Annotated in this window: 19 protein-coding genes; 5 read left to right on the forward strand and 14 right to left on the reverse strand. The window is 64.7% G+C overall.

From position 1 onward, the window contains the following. Positions 1-4: 4 nt before the first annotated feature. Complete coding sequence (locus FHS50_RS06745) at positions 5-340, reverse strand: acyl-CoA thioesterase (protein WP_183933928.1); 336 nt, start codon at positions 338-340, stop codon at positions 5-7. 51 nt (positions 341-391) lie between these two features. Beyond that, on the reverse strand, positions 392-1,696 hold the full coding sequence (locus FHS50_RS06750; RefSeq protein WP_183933571.1) for a pyruvate dehydrogenase complex dihydrolipoamide acetyltransferase: 1,305 nt from the start codon (positions 1,694-1,696) through the stop codon (positions 392-394). A gap of 168 nt (positions 1,697-1,864) precedes the next feature. Between FHS50_RS06750 and FHS50_RS06755 the strand changes: the two genes are divergently transcribed. Further along, a complete protein-coding gene (locus FHS50_RS06755) occupies positions 1,865-2,299 on the forward strand; it encodes a universal stress protein (protein ID WP_183933929.1) in 435 nt (144 codons plus the stop codon). On the opposite strand, the gene FHS50_RS06760 is transcribed toward FHS50_RS06755, so the two are convergent. From FHS50_RS06760 to FHS50_RS06770, 3 genes are read right to left on the reverse strand one after another with little or no spacing between them, the layout of a single operon-like run. Next, positions 2,296-2,775 (reverse strand): GAF domain-containing protein, encoded by a 480-nt coding sequence (locus FHS50_RS06760; protein WP_183933572.1) that lies wholly within the window; start codon positions 2,773-2,775, stop codon positions 2,296-2,298. The genes FHS50_RS06755 and FHS50_RS06760 overlap by 4 nt on opposite strands. Beyond that, positions 2,775-3,188: an alternative ribosome rescue aminoacyl-tRNA hydrolase ArfB gene (arfB, locus tag FHS50_RS06765; protein WP_246332982.1), complete on the reverse strand. Its 414-nt coding sequence runs from the start codon at positions 3,186-3,188 to the stop codon at positions 2,775-2,777. Before arfB ends, FHS50_RS06760 begins: the two co-directional genes overlap by 1 nt. Further along, complete coding sequence (locus tag FHS50_RS06770; RefSeq protein ID WP_183933573.1) at positions 3,172-3,828, reverse strand: RluA family pseudouridine synthase; 657 nt, start codon at positions 3,826-3,828, stop codon at positions 3,172-3,174. The genes arfB and FHS50_RS06770 overlap by 17 nt, the downstream gene beginning before the upstream one ends. A 226-nt stretch (positions 3,829-4,054) precedes the next feature. Here FHS50_RS06770 and ctrA point away from each other — a divergent pair, with 226 nt between their 5' ends. After that, positions 4,055-4,762 (forward strand): response regulator transcription factor CtrA, encoded by a 708-nt coding sequence (gene ctrA / locus FHS50_RS06775; RefSeq protein ID WP_183933574.1) that lies wholly within the window; start codon positions 4,055-4,057, stop codon positions 4,760-4,762. Positions 4,763-4,880: 118 nt separating this feature from the next. Here ctrA and FHS50_RS06780 read toward each other — a convergent pair whose 3' ends face one another. Then, complete coding sequence (locus FHS50_RS06780; protein ID WP_183933575.1) at positions 4,881-5,696, reverse strand: arginyltransferase; 816 nt, start codon at positions 5,694-5,696, stop codon at positions 4,881-4,883. A gap of 149 nt (positions 5,697-5,845) precedes the next feature. Next, complete coding sequence (locus FHS50_RS06785; protein ID WP_183933576.1) at positions 5,846-7,063, reverse strand: threonine ammonia-lyase; 1,218 nt, start codon at positions 7,061-7,063, stop codon at positions 5,846-5,848. 82 nt (positions 7,064-7,145) lie between these two features. On the opposite strand from FHS50_RS06785, the gene FHS50_RS06790 reads away from it, so the two are divergent. Beyond that, positions 7,146-8,783: an amidohydrolase gene (locus FHS50_RS06790; RefSeq protein WP_183933577.1), complete on the forward strand. Its 1,638-nt coding sequence runs from the start codon at positions 7,146-7,148 to the stop codon at positions 8,781-8,783. Here the strand turns inward: FHS50_RS06790 and FHS50_RS06795 are convergent. The 5 genes from FHS50_RS06795 to FHS50_RS06815 are packed head-to-tail and all read right to left on the reverse strand — an operon-like array spanning position 8,768 to position 16,270. Next, positions 8,768-10,747, reverse strand: coding sequence for a protein-disulfide reductase DsbD family protein (locus tag FHS50_RS06795; protein WP_246332984.1), 1,980 nt, complete (start codon positions 10,745-10,747; stop codon positions 8,768-8,770). The two genes, FHS50_RS06790 and FHS50_RS06795, sit on opposite strands and share 16 nt — an antisense overlap. Positions 10,748-10,756: 9 nt before the next feature. After that, on the reverse strand, positions 10,757-13,378 hold the full coding sequence (gene metH, locus FHS50_RS06800) for a methionine synthase (protein ID WP_183933578.1): 2,622 nt from the start codon (positions 13,376-13,378) through the stop codon (positions 10,757-10,759). Beyond that, positions 13,375-14,418: a homocysteine S-methyltransferase family protein gene (locus tag FHS50_RS06805; protein WP_407696053.1), complete on the reverse strand. Its 1,044-nt coding sequence runs from the start codon at positions 14,416-14,418 to the stop codon at positions 13,375-13,377. Before FHS50_RS06805 ends, metH begins: the two co-directional genes overlap by 4 nt. Beyond that, a complete protein-coding gene (gene metF, locus FHS50_RS06810) occupies positions 14,415-15,305 on the reverse strand; it encodes a methylenetetrahydrofolate reductase [NAD(P)H] (RefSeq protein WP_183933579.1) in 891 nt (296 codons plus the stop codon). The genes FHS50_RS06805 and metF overlap by 4 nt, the downstream gene beginning before the upstream one ends. After that, the gene (locus tag FHS50_RS06815) at positions 15,302-16,270 is read right to left on the reverse strand and encodes an ArsR/SmtB family transcription factor (RefSeq protein ID WP_183933580.1); all 969 of its coding nucleotides are present in this window, start codon (positions 16,268-16,270) and stop codon (positions 15,302-15,304) included. Before FHS50_RS06815 ends, metF begins: the two co-directional genes overlap by 4 nt. A gap of 206 nt (positions 16,271-16,476) precedes the next feature. On the opposite strand from FHS50_RS06815, the gene FHS50_RS06820 reads away from it, so the two are divergent. Both FHS50_RS06820 and FHS50_RS06825 read left to right on the forward strand, forming a co-directional pair. Beyond that, positions 16,477-16,722 (forward strand): hypothetical protein, encoded by a 246-nt coding sequence (locus FHS50_RS06820; RefSeq protein ID WP_183933581.1) that lies wholly within the window; start codon positions 16,477-16,479, stop codon positions 16,720-16,722. An 84-nt stretch (positions 16,723-16,806) separates the two neighbouring features. Next, positions 16,807-16,980: a hypothetical protein gene (locus tag FHS50_RS06825; protein ID WP_183933582.1), complete on the forward strand. Its 174-nt coding sequence runs from the start codon at positions 16,807-16,809 to the stop codon at positions 16,978-16,980. Between the two features lie 61 nt (positions 16,981-17,041). Here the strand turns inward: FHS50_RS06825 and groL are convergent, their stop codons facing one another. Together groL and groES are read right to left on the reverse strand one after the other, a co-directional pair. Then, positions 17,042-18,685 (reverse strand): chaperonin GroEL, encoded by a 1,644-nt coding sequence (groL, locus tag FHS50_RS06830; protein ID WP_183933583.1) that lies wholly within the window; start codon positions 18,683-18,685, stop codon positions 17,042-17,044. A gap of 50 nt (positions 18,686-18,735) precedes the next feature. Next, complete coding sequence (groES, locus tag FHS50_RS06835; RefSeq protein WP_183933584.1) at positions 18,736-19,023, reverse strand: co-chaperone GroES; 288 nt, start codon at positions 19,021-19,023, stop codon at positions 18,736-18,738. Positions 19,024-19,125: the final 102 nt, after the last annotated feature.

A 19,125-nucleotide genomic window follows, 5' to 3' on the forward strand; every position in this document is an offset into this window, starting at 1 on the left:
GTCTTCAGCCATCGCGGACGGGCCGCTTGCGATTGTCGGCATCGACCGCCACGAAGGTGAAAAGGCCGCTGGCGACCTCCTGCTCGGCCTCGCCGTCGCGCTCGCGCCCGAGCGCGCGGGCGCGGATGGTCATCGAGGTCCGCCCCTCGCGCTCCATTTCGGCATAGACGCTGAGTTCATCGCCCACTTCCATCGCACCGGGAAATTCGAGGTCGGTCGCGGCGACCACAACCGCCTTGCCCTTCGAATGGCGCGAGGCGAGCGAGCCCGCCGCAAGCGCCATCTGGCTCATCAGCCAGCCGCCGAAAATCCCGCCATAGGGATTGGTGTCGGACGGCATCGCCGTGACGCGGATGAGGGGTTCAGGCACAGCGGGCGTCCTTCCGACCTGCTACGCCACCATTCCCAGCGGATTCTCGACCAGTTCCTTGAAGACTTTCATCAGCCGCGCGCCGTCAGCGCCGTCGATGGCGCGGTGGTCGAAGCTGCCGGTGGCGCTCATCACCGTCGCGATCTGCAGGCTGTCGTCGATGACATAGGGCCGCTTTTCGCCCGCGCTGATCGCCATGATCATCGCCTGGGGCGGATTGATCACCGCATCGAACTGCTTGATCCCGAACATGCCCATGTTCGAAAGGCTCGCGGTGCCGCCCTGATATTCGTGCGGCTGCAACTTGCCTTCCTTGGCACGCTCGGCCAGCTCCTTCATCTCGGTCGAGATTTTCGACAGCGACTTGTCATTGGCCCCGACGATGATCGGGGTAATGAGGCCGCCCGGGATGCTCACCGCGACCGAGACATCGGCGCGCTCATATTTGATGAGTTCGCCGTCGCCGAAGCTGACATTGCATTCGGGCACTTCCATCAACGCGACGCCCAGCGCCTTGATGAGCATGTCGTTGACCGACAGCTTGATGCCGCGGCTTTCGAGGCCCGCATTCATTTCGCTGCGCAGCTTCAGAAGCTTGTCGAGCCGGATATCGACGGTGAGATAGATGTGCGGGATCTGTTGCTTCGCTTCGGTCAGGCGGCGCGCGATCGTCTTGCGCATGTTCGACAGCTTCTCGACGCTGTGCGGAATGTCGCCCGGATCGACCGTCTGTGCCTGCGGCGTGGGTGCGGCGGCTTTCTGCGGCGCAGCGGCGGCTCCGCCTGCCTTGTCGCCAAGATCGGCGCGAACGATCCGTCCACCCGGTCCCGAACCCTTGATGTTGGTGAGGTCGATGCCCTGCGCTTCGGCGAGGCGGCGTGCCAGCGGCGAGGCCTTCACCCGTTCGCCGTCCTTGCGCGGCGCGGCGGGCGCCTTGACGCCTTCGGCCTCGGCGGGAACGGCCTTTTTCTCGGGCTTGGGCGCTTCGTCGCGACCATAGCCCTTCTGCGCGGGCTGGGCCTCGGCCTTCTCTTCCTTCTTCTCTTGCTTGGCAGGCGCGGCGGCGGGCGCATCGACGCTCTCGCCTTCCTCGCCCAGCATCGCGATGACCGTGCCGACGGCGACATTGTCAGTGCCTTCCTCGACGAGGATCTTGAGCACGGTGCCTTCGTCGACCGCCTCGAATTCCATCGTCGCCTTGTCGGTCTCGATCTCGGCGAGGAGATCGCCCGAGGCCACCTCGTCGCCTTCCTTGACCAGCCATTTGGCAAGCGTTCCTTCCTCCATCGTCGGAGACAAGGCAGGCATTTTGAGTTCGGTGGCCATCGTGAAGATTCTTTCCCTTGTTGATCGGCATCCCACAAGCGCATCAGGGGCGGTGCGGTCAAGGCCCGTGGACGCTCCACGCTTGCACGCGCCGCGCTTTTCGCGCAGCCTGACCGGCAGTCGGGGGCAAAAGGAGGGCCATGCGTGTCGAACACCTATCTGGTGATCATGAAAGAAGCGCCCGAGGCCCGTCTCGCGCTCCGCTTCGCCGCGCGCCGCGCTGCCAAGACCGACCGCAAGGTCGAAGTGCTCGCCGTGGTCGAGCCGCAGGATTTCGCGGCCTGGGGCGGCGTACAGGCAGCAATGGAAGAAGAAGAACGGCTACGCCTCGAGGCCACCATCGCTTCGACGGTGGGCGAACTGGTCGAGGAAACCGGCGTCAAGCCCAAGATCACCGTCCGATCGGGCGACAGCATCAAGGTCATCTGCAAGGAAATCGCCGAGCGCGACGATGTCGCCGCGCTGGTGCTTGGCGCCGCGCCCGGTGCCAATCCGGGGCCGATCGTCAAATATTTCACCGGTGAAGGCGCGGGCGACCTGCCCTGCCCCGTCCTCCTCATCCCGGGCGGGATGGACGACGACCGGATCGAGGAATTGAGCTAGAACGCGCCGACCAGCACTTCGGCCAGCCGAACGCAGCCTGCCTCGTCATCCTCGTCGAACCGGTCGGGCTTGGGACTGTCGAGATCGAGCACGCCGATCAATTCGCCATCCTTGACGAGCGGCACCACCAGTTCGCTGTTCGAAGCAGAATCGCAGGCGATATGTCCTGAGAAGGCATGGACATCGGCGACGCGCTGCACCTCGCCCGTCTGGGCCGCCATGCCGCACACGCCCTTGCCGAAGGGAATGCGGATGCAGGCCGCGCGCCCCTGGAAAGGCCCCAGCACCAGTTCGCCGCCGACATTGCGGTAAAAGCCCGCCCAGTTGAGGTCGGGCAGTGTTTCCCAGATCAGTGCCGAGGCATTGGCCATGTTGGCGATGCCGTCCTTCTCACCGGTGACGAGCGCCTCGAGCGCCTTTGCCAACTCGTCATACATGGCGGCCTTGTCGCTCGTGTCGATCGCGAAATCATACATCAGTGCTGCACCTTCCCGCGCAATTTCTTGGTCTGCCCGCGCTTCACCTTGGCGTCGACGCGCTTGGCCTTGGCGGCACGGCTCGGTTTCGTTTTCCTGCGCTTCTTGGGCTGCACATGGGCCTTGGCAATCATCTCGGCAAGCCGCGCGCGCGCTTCCTCCCGATTGCTGTCCTGGCTGCGCGAGGCCTTGCAGGTGATGATGATATCGGCCCGGTCCTTGGTGACCTTGCTCCCCGCGATATGGCGCAAGCGATTGAGGACGCGCGGCGCCAGCCCCAAAGCCGCCAGCCGGACACGAAGCTGGACGCCCGTTTCCGAGGTGTTGGCATGCTGACCGCCCGGCCCGGTCCCCGCGAGGAAGGTCTCGCTCAGCGCTTCCTCGGGGATGCGCACCTCATCCGGCGACATCATTCTTCCATTCCGCAAAGCGCTCGGGCAGCGGCGCGACGCCTTCCAGCGGATCGCCTTTCTTGCGCGGCACCGTCAGCTTCCAGGCGTGGAGCATCATCTCGCCGCCGGGATAGCCGTAGACGCGGTCGCCGATGATGCCATGGCCCAGCCCCTCGCGCGCATGCACGCGGATCTGATGGGTGCGCCCCGTCAGCGGCATGAAAAGGACAAGGCTTCTGTCCTCGCGCACCGCAAGCCTGCGCCAGCGCGTCCGCGCGGGCTTTCCATCGGGATCGCCCACCATCTTCCAGCCACTCTCGGCGCTCGACTGCTTGGACAGCGGAAGTTCAATCACCCCTTCCTCCTCGCCGACTTCGCCGCCAACCAGCGCGACATAGCTTTTCTCGGCAAGATGCTGTTCGAACACCTGCTGGAACCAGCGCCGCGCCGGCTGGTGGCGGGCAAAAAGCAGGCAGCCCGACGTGTCCTGGTCGAGCCGGTGCATCGCAACCGGCGGCCGCTTGTAGTTGAGGCGCAATTCATCGATCCGCGCCTCGATGCTGTCGCCGCCCTTGCGGGGTGCATCGACCGGCAGGCCCGCGGGCTTGTCGAGCAAAATGACGTCGGCATCGACGAAAAGAATATGGTCTTCCAGGGACATGGAACGCGCCCTCGCATGGCGTTTCCCTACAGACAAGCCTTGATCGAAACTGAGTCTTTGGGGTCACGCCCCCGCAAAAAGAACAAAAATTAACCTTTTCAACCTTTGTTAACCTTTTGCCGCCAGATAGGTCATGGTTAATGGACGCTTAGACGTCGTTAAAGGCCCGCAGGGATTTTGCACGAACCGGTGCTGAAGTCGGGCGCAGTAACGGGGGAAAGAACAGATGCGGGTACTCCTGATCGAAGATGAGGCCACGATCGCGCAGAGCATTGAGCTCATGTTGTCGACCGAAGGCTTCAACACCTACACCACCGATCTGGGCGAAGAGGGCCTCGATCTGGGCAAGCTCTACGATTACGACATCATTCTTCTCGACCTCAACCTGCCCGATATGCACGGTTATGACGTCCTGAAGAAACTGCGCACCGCCAAGGTGCAGACGCCGGTCCTCATCCTGTCGGGCATCGGCGAAATGGATTCCAAGGTGCGCGCGCTGGGCTTCGGCGCCGACGATTATGTCACCAAGCCTTTCCACCGCGACGAACTCGTTGCCCGCATCCACGCGATCGTCCGCCGTTCGAAGGGCCATTCGCAGTCGGTCATCCGCACCGGCAAGCTGGCGGTCAACCTCGATGCCAAGACGGTCGAAGTGGATGGCAACCGCGTCCACCTTACGGGCAAGGAATATGCGATGCTGGAGCTTCTCTCGCTCCGCAAGGGCACCACGCTCACCAAGGAAATGTTCCTCAACCATCTCTATGGCGGGATGGACGAGCCCGAACTCAAGATCATCGACGTCTTCATCTGCAAGCTTCGCAAGAAATTGAGCCTCGCTTGCGGGGGCGACAATTATATCGAGACGGTCTGGGGCCGCGGCTATGTGCTGCGCGACCAGGAAGAAGACAAGGGCGCCGACGAAGCGGCGGCCTGAAAGAATTAGAAAGTCTGGCGGGAGCCAATGGGGCTAAGGGCGGCGTCCGGGGGGAACGCCGCCCTTTCTTTTTGACCCTATGAGCGCGTGACCCGGACCGTTAGCAACCGCAAGAAGTTTATTTAAGCGGCAGCGTCCGCTGGCTCGGTGTCCTTGCCGGCAGGTCCTTGCGCCGTTCGGCAGGATCGGCGGAGCGCGGTTCTTCCATGGGGCGCCAGCCATCGCGGCCAAGCCTTTCGAGCGGGCGGAACTTGGCCTTGTAGGCCATGCGGTCCGATCCCTCGACCCAATAACCGAGATAGACATAGGGAAGCCCCGCCCGCTTGGCGCGCAGGATATGGTCGAGGATGATATAGTTGCCGAGGCCCTGGCGCGCGTCGGGACCGGTATCGAAGAAACTGTAGATCATCGACAGGCCGTCGCCCTGCTGGTCCGACAGGCAAGCCCCGATCAGCTTGCCCGGCTGGCCGTCCTCGCCTGCAGGCTCGCGATATTCGACCACATAGGTCTGGACCGGCGTCTGCTCGACCATGTCGGCATAATCATGCTCGTCCATCTCGGCCATTCCGCCGCCGGGATGACGATGCGCGAGATAGTGCTGGAGAAGCTGATATTGCTCGTCGGTCGTCCAGGGCTTGCAGGCGGTCACCTCGATATCGGCATTGCGGCGAATGAGGCGGCGCTGCGATCGGGTCGGCGCGAAATCGGCGGTGCGCACGCGCACCGAGACGCAGGCCGAACATTCAACGCAGGACGGCCGGTAGGCGACCGACTGCGAGCGGCGAAAACCGATCCGGCCCAGAGCTTCGTTGAGTTCGGCGGCATGGCGACCATTGAGCTCGGTAAACACCTTTCGCTCCACCTTCCCCTCGAGATAGGGACAAGGCGCAGGATTGGTGACGAAGAATTTCGGAAAGCGAAATGGTGCGCTCACCGCCGGTCGACTCCTGCCAATTGGTTACCAGTTCCTTAATAGCCTATGCGGGGTCGAAACGCATTTGAAAAGCGGATGGGCCCGCTTTTCAGCGTTAATCCGGCTGCCTGTCCCGCTTTCGGACAGCGCAAGGCTCGGCAGGAAGTCGGTCAGTCGCGCATGATGGTGGTGCGTTCGACCTTGAACTCGGCGGCGCGAAGCCGCTCGATCAGCTGGTCGATCGCTTCGCTGTCGCGCGCTTCGCATTCCACTTCGATCAGCGAATCCTTGGCGGGCAGCGCGGTGAACACGCGGTGATGGTTGGTCTCGATGATATTGACCCCGCATTCGTGGAAAATGCGGGTGATCGCCGCCAGCGCGCCCGGACGATCCTGCGCCGCGATGCGCAGCCGCGCGATGCGCCCGCAACGCACCAGTTCGCGGACCAGCACATTGGCGAGCAGATGGCTGTCGATATTACCGCCGCACAGAACGGTGCCGACCTTGCGGCCGCGATATTTGTCGGGCTCCTCGAGAATCGCCGCCAGCCCCGCCGCGCCCGCGCCTTCGACCACGGTCTTCTCGATTCCGACCAGTAGAGCGACGGCATGCTCGATCGCGGCCTCGGGAACGAGGTCGATCCGCTTCACCTTCTCGCGGATGATCTCGCGGGTGAGATAGCCCGGGTCCTTGACCGCGATCCCTTCGGCCAGCGTGTCTCCGCCCAGTTCGAGCGCATTGCCTTCGATGACATTCTTCATCGCCGGAAACATCAGCGCCTCGACCCCGATCATCTCGATATCGGGCCTGATCGCCTTGGCGGCGGTGGCGATCCCGCTCATCAGCCCGCCGCCGCCGATCGGCACGACGAGGCAATCGAGGTCGGGCGCGGCCTCGAGCATCTCGAGCGCAATGGTCCCCTGCCCCGCGATCACCTCGGGATCGTCGAAAGGATGGACGAACACCAGCCCGCCCTCTTCCTCGAGCGAGCGGGCATGGGCATAGGCATCGTCATAGACCCGCCCGTGCAGGACGACATGCGCGCCATGCTGTTCGGTCTGGACGACCTTGATGGTGGGCGTGGGCTCGGGCATCACGATGGTGACCGGGATGCCGAGGCGCGCACCATGATAGGCGACCGCCTGCGCATGATTGCCCGCCGAAGCCGCGATCACGCCGCGCTTCTTCTCATCATCGGTGAGCTGCAACAGCTTGTTGAGCGCGCCCCGCTCCTTGTAGGCGGCGGTGAACTGGAGATTCTCAAACTTGAGCCAGATTTCCGCTCCCGCGATGTCGGAAAGGGTGCGGCTCAGGTTCATGGGCGTCCTGACCACCTGACCCTCGATGCGGGCGGCGGCGGCGCGGATATCGTCGATGGTTACGCTCATAAGGCTTGCGCCTAGCCCTTCCGCATCGCGCCGACAATGCTATGCGGGGCGCAAAGCTCAACTATCGTCCGGGAAGATCCTCATGCGTACTCTGCTTGCCACCGTCGCCCTCGTCGCCCTTGCGGCGCCTGCCAGCGCCGACACGCTCTATGATAATGTGAACGGCCTGCGCGCCGACGAAGAGGGACGGATCGAACGGTTCGACGCTCTCCTCGTCTCCGACGACGGCAAGGTCGTGCAGCTCGTTGCTCAAGGCGTGGAACGGCCCGAGGCCGATTTCGTGCTCGACATGGAAGGGCGCACGATGATGCCGGGCCTCATCGATGCGCATGGCCATGTCATCGGCCTGGGCCTTGCGACCATGCAGCTCGACCTCACGGGAACCGCCTCGATTGCCGAGCTTAAGCAGCGGGTCGCCGACTATGCGGCGGCCAACCCCGACCTTCCCTGGATTACCGGTCGTGGCTGGAACCAGGAATTGTTCGCCGACGGGCGGATGCCGCGCGCCAGCGACCTCGACGCGGTCGTTCCCGATCGCCCGGTCTGGCTGGGCCGCGTCGACGGCCATGCCGCCATCGCCAATAGCGCGGCGATGAAAGCCGCGGGCGTCACTGCCGCGTCCACCGTTCCCGAAGGGGGCGAAATGGTGATGGGCGAGGACGGCCAGCCCACCGGCCTGTTCATCGACACCGCCGAGCAGTTGGTGGCGAAGGCGGTTCCACAGAACGATGCCGCCACGCTCGACCTTGCCTTGGCGGCGGCGCAGCAATTCGCATTGTCCCATGGCCTCACCGCGGTCGCCGACATGGGTACCGCCGTAGGCGACTGGCACGCGATGCGCCGTGCGGGCGACCGAGGCAGCCTCAAGCTCCGCATCATGAGCTATTCGGGCGGGCTCGAGCCCGCGCTGACCATCGCGGGCACCGGCCCCACGCCCTGGCTCTATGACGGCAAGCTGCGGATGGGCGGCATCAAGCTTTACTCGGACGGCGCGCTCGGTTCACGCGGCGCGCTCCTCAAGCAGCCTTATGAGGATGCTCCGGCCAGCAGCGGCCTACCGGTCACGCCGATGCCGCTCCTCGAACAGCAGGCGATCACCGGGGCCAGCCGCGGTTTCCAGATGGCGATCCACGCGATCGGCGATGCCGCCAACGACACGGTGATCGGCATTTTCGAACGGCTGGGCGGCGGCGACAATGCCCGCCACCGGATCGAGCATGTCCAGATCCTCGACCCTGCCGACCTGCCGCGCATCGCCCGGGCGGGGATCATCGCATCGATGCAGCCCGTCCACCAGAGCTCGGACTGGCAGATGGCTGAAAAGCGCCTCGGCCCCGACCGGCTGGGCGCCGCCTATGCCTGGAAATCGATCCTCGATTCCGGCGCACGGCTGGCCTTCGGTTCGGACTTTCCGGTCGAACATCCCAACCCCTTTGTCGGGCTGAAGGTCGCCATCAGCCGCGAGGACGCCAAGGGCCAGCCGCAGGGCGGATGGCTCGCGAACGAAAAATTGAGCTTCGGACAGGCGCTTGCCGCCTTCACCACGGGCGCGGCCCATGCCGGGTTTGCCGAAAAGAAGTTCGGCAGCCTCGAGGCAGGCCAATATGCCGATTTCATCATCGTCGACCGCGATCCCACGGCAGTCGATGCCGATGCACTGGCCGAAACGCAGGTGCTCCAGTCCTGGGTCGGCGGACGGAAAGTCTATTCGCGCGACTGAGCGCGGCTGATGAGCATGGAGGGCGTGAGGATCTGGGGCAGTTCCTCGGGCTCCTCCGCTCCCGGCGCATACCAGAGGTAGAGTGGCACCGCCGCGCGTCCCCTTTCCTCGAGGAAGCGGGTGATCGCCGGATCGCCATCGGTCCAGTCGCCGACGAAGGTGACCACTCCCGCCTCGTCGAACACTTCCTGCACCGCATCGCGCTGAATCGCGCCGGCTTCATTGGCCTTGCAGGTCAGGCACCAGTCGGCGGTGAAATAGACGAAGACGGTCTTGCCCTCGTTTCGCGCCTTCGCGACCGCTTCCTCGCTCCAGGCGAGAGTGCCTTCGGGAATGCGGCTTTCGGCGGAGGGCCGATCCGGCAGGAGCATCGCGCCGCCTGTCGCCATGGCAAGCCCCGCGACCAGCGCTGCCCAGCCGAGCCAGCGCGCCTTGTTCGACAGCCATAAAAGCAGGCCGAGCAGCAGCACTGCCGCGACGCCCAGCCAGAGCGCCGTCTCACCGCTCAACCGCCACAGCAGCCACAGCGTCGCGGCCACGGTCGCTGCCATGGGAATCGCCAGCCAGCGCTGGAAGCGCGCCATCCACGGACCGGGGCTCGGCAGGCGGCGGCGAAGCGCCGGGACAAAAGCGACCAGCACGAAGGGAAGAGCAAGGCCAAGCCCGAGCGCGGCAAACACGCCGAGCGCGCCCATGGCAGGAAGAATGAGCGCGGTCCCGAGCGCCGCCCCCAGGAACGGCCCCGCGCAGGGCGTCGCGACGAAGGCGGCCAGCGCACCGGTGCCGACACTGCCACTGGTACGCACATTACCCGCCAGCACCGGCAGTCGGAACAGCCCCGCAAGATTGAAGGTGATCGCCGCGGCCAGAAGCAGCAGGATGAAGATGGTTCGCGGGTCCTGCAGCTGGAAGGCCCAGCCCGCGGCATTGCCTCCCGCGCGGATCGCCAGAAGCAGAAGGCCCAGCGAAGCGGTCCCGATTACCGCACCGGCCAGATAGCCGAGCGCATCGCGCCGTGCCTCGCGCGGATCGCCGCCCGCGCGCCCGAGGTGCACCGCCTTCATCGCAAGGATGGGAAAGACGCAGGGCATGAGGTTGAGAAGCATGCCGCCGACCAGCGCCCCCGCGATCGCGATGAGGACAACCGCCAGCCCCGCTTCGCCGACCGACTTTCCGCCGCCCGGCACGTCGCCCGGCATGGCCGTGAAGGACAGTCCCTGCCCCCCGTCGATGGCAAGCACGCCGCTGACGCTCTCGGGCACCGCTTCGCCCTTTCGGACCAGGTCGGCCACCAACTGGTCGCCCACGCGCCGGAAGCGGTAGGGCGCGGCATAATCGACCACTCCATTTTCGGCGATGAAGATCTCGGGCTTGCCGATTTCGAGGCTGGCGGGCACCGGAATGGCAAGCGACAGGCGATCGCCTTGGGCCTCGAAAGTCGCGGGAGTGGCGATCGGGCGAGGCAGCTTGCGACGGAACTGGTCGAACTCGGCGCTGCGGTCGGGACCTTCGCCTACCGGAAGAACCAGCGAGAAACTCCCCTTTTCGGGCACGCAGACCTTGTCGGTGCAGGCGAGCCAGCGCCCTTCGCCCCGGATCGTCAGGGCGCCCGCAGGCGCTTGGGGCACCCGCAGGGTCGCGAGCAGCGCATGGTCCTTCTTGTAGACATAGTTCACCAGCCCGAAGGCATCGAAGCGCACGGGCGTCGGATATTGGAAGTCGGAGATCGACGCGCCTTCCGGCAGGGTCCAATCGACGCTGAGCGGCAGCCCCGCATCGCCGGGGTTGAGCCAATAGCCATGCCAGCCGGGCTCGGTCTTGAAATGCAGCGCCAGCGTCACTTCGCCGCCTTCAAGAGGCAGCGGCCCTTCGGCGAGCAGCTGCGGAACGAGATGCGTGTCCTGCGCGGCGGCAGGAAGGGCAGTGAAAAAAGCAGCCAGAATCAGTAGCAGGCGCATCAACATGCCGCGCCCCTAGCTTGCCGCGGCCCCATCGTCGAGATTGGCGCGCAGCATCTCGCGGGCTTCCTCGACCTCGACGCCGCACCGCCGCGCATAATCAGCCAGCTGGTCTTCCCCGATCCGCGCCACCCCGAAATAGCGCGCCTGTGGATGCGCAAGATAGAAGCCGCTCACCGCGCTGGCAGGCCACATCGCGAAGGTCTCGGTCAATTCGATGCCCGCAGGATCACCGCCGAGTAGCTCGAACAGCAGTGGCTTGAGGCTATGATCGGGACAGGCCGGATAGCCCGGCGCCGGCCGGATCCCCTGATATTTCTCCGCGATCAACTGCTCGTTGGTCAGATGCTCCTCGGGCGCATAACCCCACAATCGGGTGCGCACATGGGCGTGCAGCCGCTCGGCAAAGGCTTCGGCCAGCCGGTCGGCGAGCGCCTTCAAGAGGATCGCCTGGTAATCATCGCCCTGGCTCTCGAAGGCACGGGCCTTCTCGGCGGCTCCGTGGATTGCCACCGCGAAGCCGCCGAGATGGTCGTCCTTTTCGGCGATGAAATCGGCGAGGCAGTCATTGCTACGTCCTTCGCGCTTCTTCACCTGCTGGCGCAGCATGGGCAAACGCGTCCCGTCCGCGATGATATCGTCGCCATCGCGATGCGCGGGCCAGATCGCGGCGACGCCGCGCGCAGTCAGCCATTCCTCTTCGATCAACCGGTCGAGCATCGCCTGCGCATCGGAATGGAGCTCGCGCGCGCTTGCCCCTACCACCACGTCCTCGAGGATGGCGGGATAGGTGCCGTGCAATTCCCAGCTGCGGAAGAAAGGTGTCCAGTCGATGAAGCGCCGCAGATCGCCGAGCGGCCAACGGTCGAACCGATGCGGACCCGCTTCGCGCGGCGGCGGAGCCTTGTCCGCTTCGTCGATCGGCGCCGCATTCGAACGCGCTTCGGAAAGAGGGAGGAGCGGGCTCTTGCCGCGCTTTGCCCGCCCTTCGCGGATCGCCGCATATTCCTCGCCCACCTCGCTGGCGAAAGGCGCACGCTCGTCCCCCATCAGCTTTCCCGCCACCCCGACCGCGCGGCTGGCATCGTTCACATGCACGACCGGACCCGAATATTCGGGCGCGATCTTGAGCGCGGTATGCACCCGGCTGGTGGTCGCGCCGCCGATCAGCAAGGGGATCGACAGGCCCTCGCGTTCCATTTCGCTCGCATTGGCGACCATTTCATCGAGGCTGGGCGTGATGAGGCCCGACAGGCCGATCATGTCGGCATCATGCCGTTTCGCCGCGGCCAGGATGTCGGGCCAGCCGACCATCACCCCGAGGTCGATAATCTCATAGCCATTACATTGCAGCACCACGCCGACGATATTCTTGCCGATGTCGTGCACATCGCCTTTCACCGTCGCCATCACGATCCGCCCCTTGCCCGAGCGCGCGCCGCCATCGCTTTCGGCCTCGATATGTGGAAGAAGCTGGGCGACCGCTTTCTTCATCACCCGCGCCGATTTCACCACCTGCGGCAGGAACATCTGGCCCGAGCCGAAAAGGTCGCCGACGCGGTTCATCCCGTCCATCAGCGGCCCCTCGATGACCAGGATCGCGCGCCCCATCGCCTGCCGCGCTTCCTCGACATCTTCGACGACATGGCGGTCGATGCCTCGGACGAGCGCATGGGTCAGCCGCTCGCCCACCGGCGCATCGCGCCACGCCTCGTCCTGTCCCTCCTCCTTGGTGCCACTGCCGGCGCTTTCCTGCGCCAGGCCCACGAGCCGCTCGGTCGCCCCGGAATCGCGGTCGAAAATCACCGCCTCGCACGCATTGCGGAGCTGGGGGTCGATCTCGTCATAGACGTCGAGCTGCCCGGCATTGACAATCGCCATGTCCAGCCCGGCGGGAATGGCATGATAGAGAAAGACGCTGTGCAACGCGCGGCGCACCACTTCATTGCCGCGGAAGGAGAAACTCAAGTTGGAGAGCCCGCCCGACAGATGCGCCCCGGGGCAGAGCTTTTTCAGATCGCGGCACGCATCGATGAAATCGACCGCATAGCGGCGATGCTCGTCGATCCCGGTTGCCACCGCGAAGATATTGGGATCGAAGATGATGTCCTCGGCCGGAAATCCGTCCCCGGTCAAAAGCCGATAGGCCCGCTGGCAGATTTCCACCTTGCGCGCCCGGGTGTCGGCCTGTCCTTTCTCATCGAAGGCCATGACCACCACCGCCGCGCCATGGTTCCGCACCTTGCGCGCCAGGTCGAGGAAAGCCTCCTCCCCTTCCTTGAGGCTGATCGAATTGACGATCGGCTTGCCCGGCACGACCTTCAGCCCGGCCTCGATCACCGACCAGCGTGAACTGTCGATCATCACCGGCACGGCGGCGATGTCGGGTTCGGCGGCGATGCGCTTGAGGAAGATGGTCATTGCCTGCTCGCTGTCGAGCAGCGCTTCGTCCATATTCACGTCGATGATCTGCGCGCCATTGGCGACCTGCGTCCGGGCGACTTCCACCGCAGCATCATAATCACCCTGGCTGATCAACTTTCGAAAACGTGCCGAGCCCGTGACATTGGTGCGCTCGCCGATCATCACGAAGCGGCTCGCGACCTGGTCGGCGGCAGGCGGGTCGATCCGGCTCATGACGCCACCCGAAGCGGCGATTGCCCTGCGAGCCACAATGCGGGGTCGGCAGGCCGCGGCTCGCGGGGACGGGCCTTTCCGGCCACCTCGGCGATCGCCGCGATATGTTCGGCGGTCGTCCCGCAACAGCCCCCCACGACATTGACCAGCCCTTCGTCGAGCCATTCGGCGACCTGTGCGGCGGTCTGTTCGGGGCCTTCCTCATATTCGCCCAGATCATTGGGAAGCCCGGCATTGGCATAGGCCATGACAAGCCCCGACGCCCGGCCGCTCAAGGCCTTGAGATGCGGGCGAAGCGCATGAGCGCCGAAGCTGCAGTTGAGCCCGATGGTCAAGGGCTCGGCATGGGCGACCATCGCCCAGAATGCCTCGACCGTATGGCCCGACAGGTTGCGCCCCGACAGGTCAGTGAGCGTCATCGACAGCATCATCGGCAGCGACCCGCCCAGCTTTTCCTCGACTTCGCGCACCGCCACGATCGCCGCCTTGGCGTTGAGCGTGTCGAAGATCGTCTCGATGAGGATGAAATCCACTCCGCCTTGGGCGAGCGCCTCGACCTGCTCGGCATAGACTGCGACCAGCTCGTCGAAGTCGATCTCGCGATAGGCGGGATCGGATACGTCGGGGGAAAGCGACAGGGTCTTGTTGGTCGGCCCGACCGCTCCCGCGACGAAGCGGGGCGCATCGGCGCTGGAGAATTCGTCGGCGATGCGCCGCGTGATCGCCGCCGCGGAGCGGTTGACGTCGCCCACCAGGTGACCCGCGCCATAATCGGCCTGGCTGATCGCATTGGCGTTGAAGCTGTTGGTGGCAAGGACATGCGCTCCGGCTTCGGCAAAGCCGCGACAGATCTGCTCGACCGCTTCGGGGGCGGTGAGGTTGAGAAGGTCGTTATTGCCCTGCTGCGGCCCGTTGGTCGCGACGTCGCCCGCGAAATCCGCTTCGCCCAACCCCAGTGACTGGATCGCGGTGCCATAGGCGCCGTCCTTCACCAACACCCGCCGCGCGGCCATGTCGCGGAAGCGTCGGGCGGCGCTCACCCCTTGACCCCCAGCATATGGCAGATGGTCCAGCTGAGGCTCGCCCGGTTGAGCGTGTAGAAATGGAAATGGCGCACCCCGCCCGCATAGAGTCGCCCGCACATCTCGGTCGCCACCGTCGCCGCGACCAGCCGCCGCGCATCGGGAAGCGCATCGAGCCCCTCGAACTTTTGGTCGAGCCAGTCGGGAATGGCCGACCCGCATTTGCGCGCGAATTCGCGCGTCCGTTCGACATTGGTAACGGGCAGGACGCCGGGCACCAGCTCGATGTTGCGGCCCCTCGCCGCCAGCGCATCGCGCAGCCGGAAGAAGGCATCGGCGGAAAAGAAGAATTGCGTGATTGCCCGCTCGGCCCCCGCGTCGATCTTGCGCAGCAGGTGATCGAGGTCGGCATCGGCGCTGCGCGCTTCGGGATGGCCTTCGGGATAGGCGGCGACCGAAATGTCGAAATCGGCCACTTCCTTGAGGCCCGCGACCAGTTCGGCGGCATTGGCATAGCCGTCGGGATGCGCGCTGAACGGCTGGCCATCAGGCGGATCGCCGCGCAGCGCGACGATATGGCGCACCCCCGCATCCCAATAGTCGCGCGCGACTTCCTGCACTTCCTCGCGGCTGGCATCGACGCAGGTGAGATGCGCGGCAGGCGTGAGGTCGGTTTCCTCGAGGATGCGCTTGACGGTCGAATGGGTACGCTCGCGGGTGGAGCCGCCCGCACCATAGGTGACCGACACGAAACGCGGCTCGAGCGGCGCCAGCCTGCCGATCGACTGCCACAGCCGCTCCTGCATCGCTTCGCTGCGCGGCGGGAAGAATTCGAAGCTCACGTCGATGTCGCCATGGCAGCGCTCGAACAAGGGCGCGGGTGCGGGCGTGGAAGTAAGATTCATGCCGCTCTCCTTCCGCCGTCGCGGCGACCCGGCTGCTCGGCGCGCCAGATGCTCACCGTCAATTGGCCACCCTCCAGCTTGACCGGATCGTCGCCTTCGAGCCCTGCGGCGGCGAGCCAGTCGGCCATGGCGCGGTCGGAAAAGCCCAGCCGACGATGGCGATGAACCTTGCGCAATTCCTCATGATCATGGGGGGCGAAATCTGCGATCAGCATCTGCCCGCCGGGCTTGAGAATACGCGCCGCTTCGCTGATCGCCTTGGCGGGGTTCTCGGCATAATGAAGGACAAGGTGCAGGATGACGCAGTCGGCCGAGGCATCGCGGAGCGGCAGCGCGAACATGTCGCCCTGGCGCAGACTGGCATTGGTGACGCCCGCTGCGTCGAGCTTGACCCGCGCGAGCCGAAGCATCTCGGTGCTCCGGTCGATACCGATGGCCTCGCTCGCCCGCGCCGAGAACAGCTGGATCATGCGCCCCGTGCCGGTCCCGATGTCGACGAGGCGGCCCAACGGCCCGGGTCCCAGTGCCCGGGCGATGGCGCTTTCCATCCGCGCTTCCTCGACATGGAGCGAACGGAGTTGGTCCCACTCGCCCGCTTTCTCGGCGAACCATCGCTCGGCGGCCTCGGCGCGTTCGTCGCGCACCGCCTCCAGCCGCGCCGCATCCTCGGCAAAACGGCGCCGATCTTCCTCGTTGGTGGCTTCGTCGATCAGTTCGGCGAGCGGCCCGGTGAGCGCCGAATCACCCATTTCGACGAACACCCAGGCCCCTTCCCTTCGGCGGCGGATCAATCCGGCTTCCTCGAGGATCCGCAAGTGGCGCGACACGCGCGGCTGGCTCTGCCCCAGTGCACCCGCCAGTTCGCCCACTGCCAGCTCCATTGAGCGGACGAGCGAGAGGATGCGCAAGCGGGTGGGATCGGCAAGCGCCTGAAAAAGTGTCGAAAGTCTTCCACCCCCGCTCATCGGATAATCATATAAACAAGTCTTTATGTCCGTCAATCACCCGCGCGAAGTTGCCGCTCGGTGAATTTCTCAACCGGCCACTGACAAAAATGACGATTGCGTGACTGCAATGAACCGTCTATTTGCACCCGCAGGCCTGCCCGATGACGGCAGGCTCTGCCTTGTGCGCGCGGTGAGCGGGCACGCAATGCAAGGAATGAAGTATCATGAAGAAGGTTGCACTGACCGTTTCGGTTCTCGCACTCGGCCTCGCTGCCTGCGAAACCCAGACTGAAGAAGCGATGGAAAACGACATGGCCGTCGCTGGCGAAGCCGTCGACAATGCCGCTGACGAAGCGGACATGATGGCCGACAACGCCATGGACGCCATGGAAGGCGCAGCTGCTGAAGCTGCCGCTGAGACCGACGCTGCCGCTGCTGAAGTGGAAGCCGAAGTCGAAGGCGAAATGTAAGCTTTTCCAAGCTTATCGCTTTTCGAAAGGGTCGCCCGGCACTGCCGGGCGGCCCTTTTTCATTGCCTGACACGTTGACTGCCCATGAAACCCGCATTCCTCCCCCTTTTCCCCGCAGCGGTCCTGCTTGCCTCCTGCTCCGGCTCGGTCGATCGCCCGACCGACGAGGAAGTTCAGAAGCTCGACGAGGCCGAGGCGATGCTCGACCGGCTCGATGCCGAAGCGGACGGGATCGGAAACGGGCAGGAAGCCCCATAGAAAAAGGCCGGGGCAAAAACCCCGGCCTTTCCCTTTGTCAGACTGGCTGAACGGGCAGGACTTAGAAGTCCATGCCGCCCATGCCGCCCATGCCACCCGGCATGGCCGGAGCCGAGGACTTGTCCTCGGGCAGCTCGGCCACGGTCGCTTCGGTGGTGATGAGCAGGCCCGCGACCGACGCGGCATCCTGCAGCGCGGTGCGAACGACCTTGGTCGGATCGATGACGCCCGAAGCGACCAGGTTTTCATACTGGTCGTTGGCGGCATTGAAGCCCATCGTCGGGTCGTTGCCGTCGATCAGCTTGCCCGCGACGACGGCGCCGTCGAAGCCCGCATTCTGGGCGATCTGGCGAACCGGCGCCTGCAGCGCGCGGCGAACGATGTCGATGCCGCGGGTCTGGTCGTCATTGTCACCCTTGAGGCCGTCGAGAGCCGAGGTGGCGTAAAGCAGCGCGGTACCGCCGCCCGGAACGATGCCTTCCTCGACCGCGGCGCGGGTCGCGTGGAGCGCGTCGTCGACACGGTCCTTGCGTTCCTTCACCTCGACTTCGGTGGCACCGCCGACCTTGATGACGGCCACGCCGCCCGCGAGCTTGGCAAGACGTTCCTGCAGCTTCTCGCGGTCATAGTCGCTGGTGGTGTTCTCAATCTGCTGGCGGATCGCGGCGGTACGGCCTTCGATCTGGTCCTTCTCGCCCGCACCGTCGACGATGGTGGTGTTATCCTTGTCGATGGTGACGCGCTTGGCGGTGCCCAGCATGTTGAGCGTGACATTCTCGAGCTTGATGCCGAGGTCTTCCGAGATCATCTCGCCGCCCGTCAGGATGGCGATATCCTCGAGCATCGCCTTGCGGCGATCGCCGAAGCCCGGAGCCTTGACCGCGGCAACCTTGAGACCGCCGCGCAGCTTGTTGACGACCAGCGTCGCAAGCGCTTCGCCTTCGATGTCCTCGGCAATGATCAGCAGCGGGCGACCCGACTGCACGACATTTTCGAGGATCGGAAGCATCGCCTGGAGGTTCGAGAGCTTCTTCTCGTGGATGAGGATGTAGGGATCGTTGAGTTCGACCTGCATCTTCTCCGGATCGGTGATGAAGTAAGGCGACAGATAGCCGCGGTCGAACTGCATGCCCTCGACGACGTCGAGTTCGAATTCGAGACCCTTGGCTTCCTCGACGGTGATCACGCCTTCCTTGCCGACCTTTTCCATGGCTTCGGCGATCTTCTCGCCGACTTCACGGTCGCCATTGGCCGAGATGATGCCGACCTGCGCGATTTCTTCCGAACCGGCGACGGGCTTCGAACGGCCCTTGAGGTCTTCGACAACCTTGCCGACCGCGAGGTCGATGCCACGTTTCAGATCCATCGGGTTCATACCGGCGGCAACCGACTTCATGCCTTCCTGGACGATCGACTGGGCCAGCACCGTGGCGGTGGTGGTGCCGTCACCGGCAACGTCGTTGGTCTTGGAGGCGACTTCGCGCAGCATCTGTGCGCCCATGTTCTCGAACTTGTCCTTGAGTTCGATTTCCTTGGCGACCGAAACACCGTCCTTGGTGATGCGCGGCGCGCCGAACGACTTGTCGATCACGACATTGCGACCCTTGGGGCCGAGCGTGACCTTCACGGCGTCGGCGAGGATGTCGACGCCCTTCATGATGCGCTCGCGCGCATCGCGGGAGAATTTTACGTCTTTGGCAGCCATTTCGAATGCCTTTCTGTCAGTGAATTGGGAGATTGGGAAAAGCGGGCGCCTCAGGCCATGACGCCGAGAATGTCGCTTTCCTTCATGATGATGAGATCTTCGCCGTCGAGCTTGATTTCGGTGCCCGACCACTTGCCGAACAGGATCTTGTCACCGGCCTTGACGTCGAGCGGCGTGACGGTGCCGTTTTCGGCGCGCGCACCCGAACCGACGGCGACGACTTCGCCTTCCTGCGGCTTTTCCTTGGCGCTATCGGGGATGATGATCCCGCCAGCGGTCTTTTCTTCGGCCTCGACACGGCGGACGAGGACACGGTCGTGAAGCGGTTTGAAACCCATGGGGCCCCTCTTCTGTTCTAGTGTTGGTCCAATGTTCACGACTGGCACTCTTCCAAAGAGAGTGCCAACGTCGCGGCGGATGTGGGATGGAGGGCGAGCGGA

Source organism: Sphingomicrobium lutaoense (assembly GCF_014195685.1).
GTDB lineage: Bacteria > Pseudomonadota > Alphaproteobacteria > Sphingomonadales > Sphingomonadaceae > Sphingomicrobium > Sphingomicrobium lutaoense.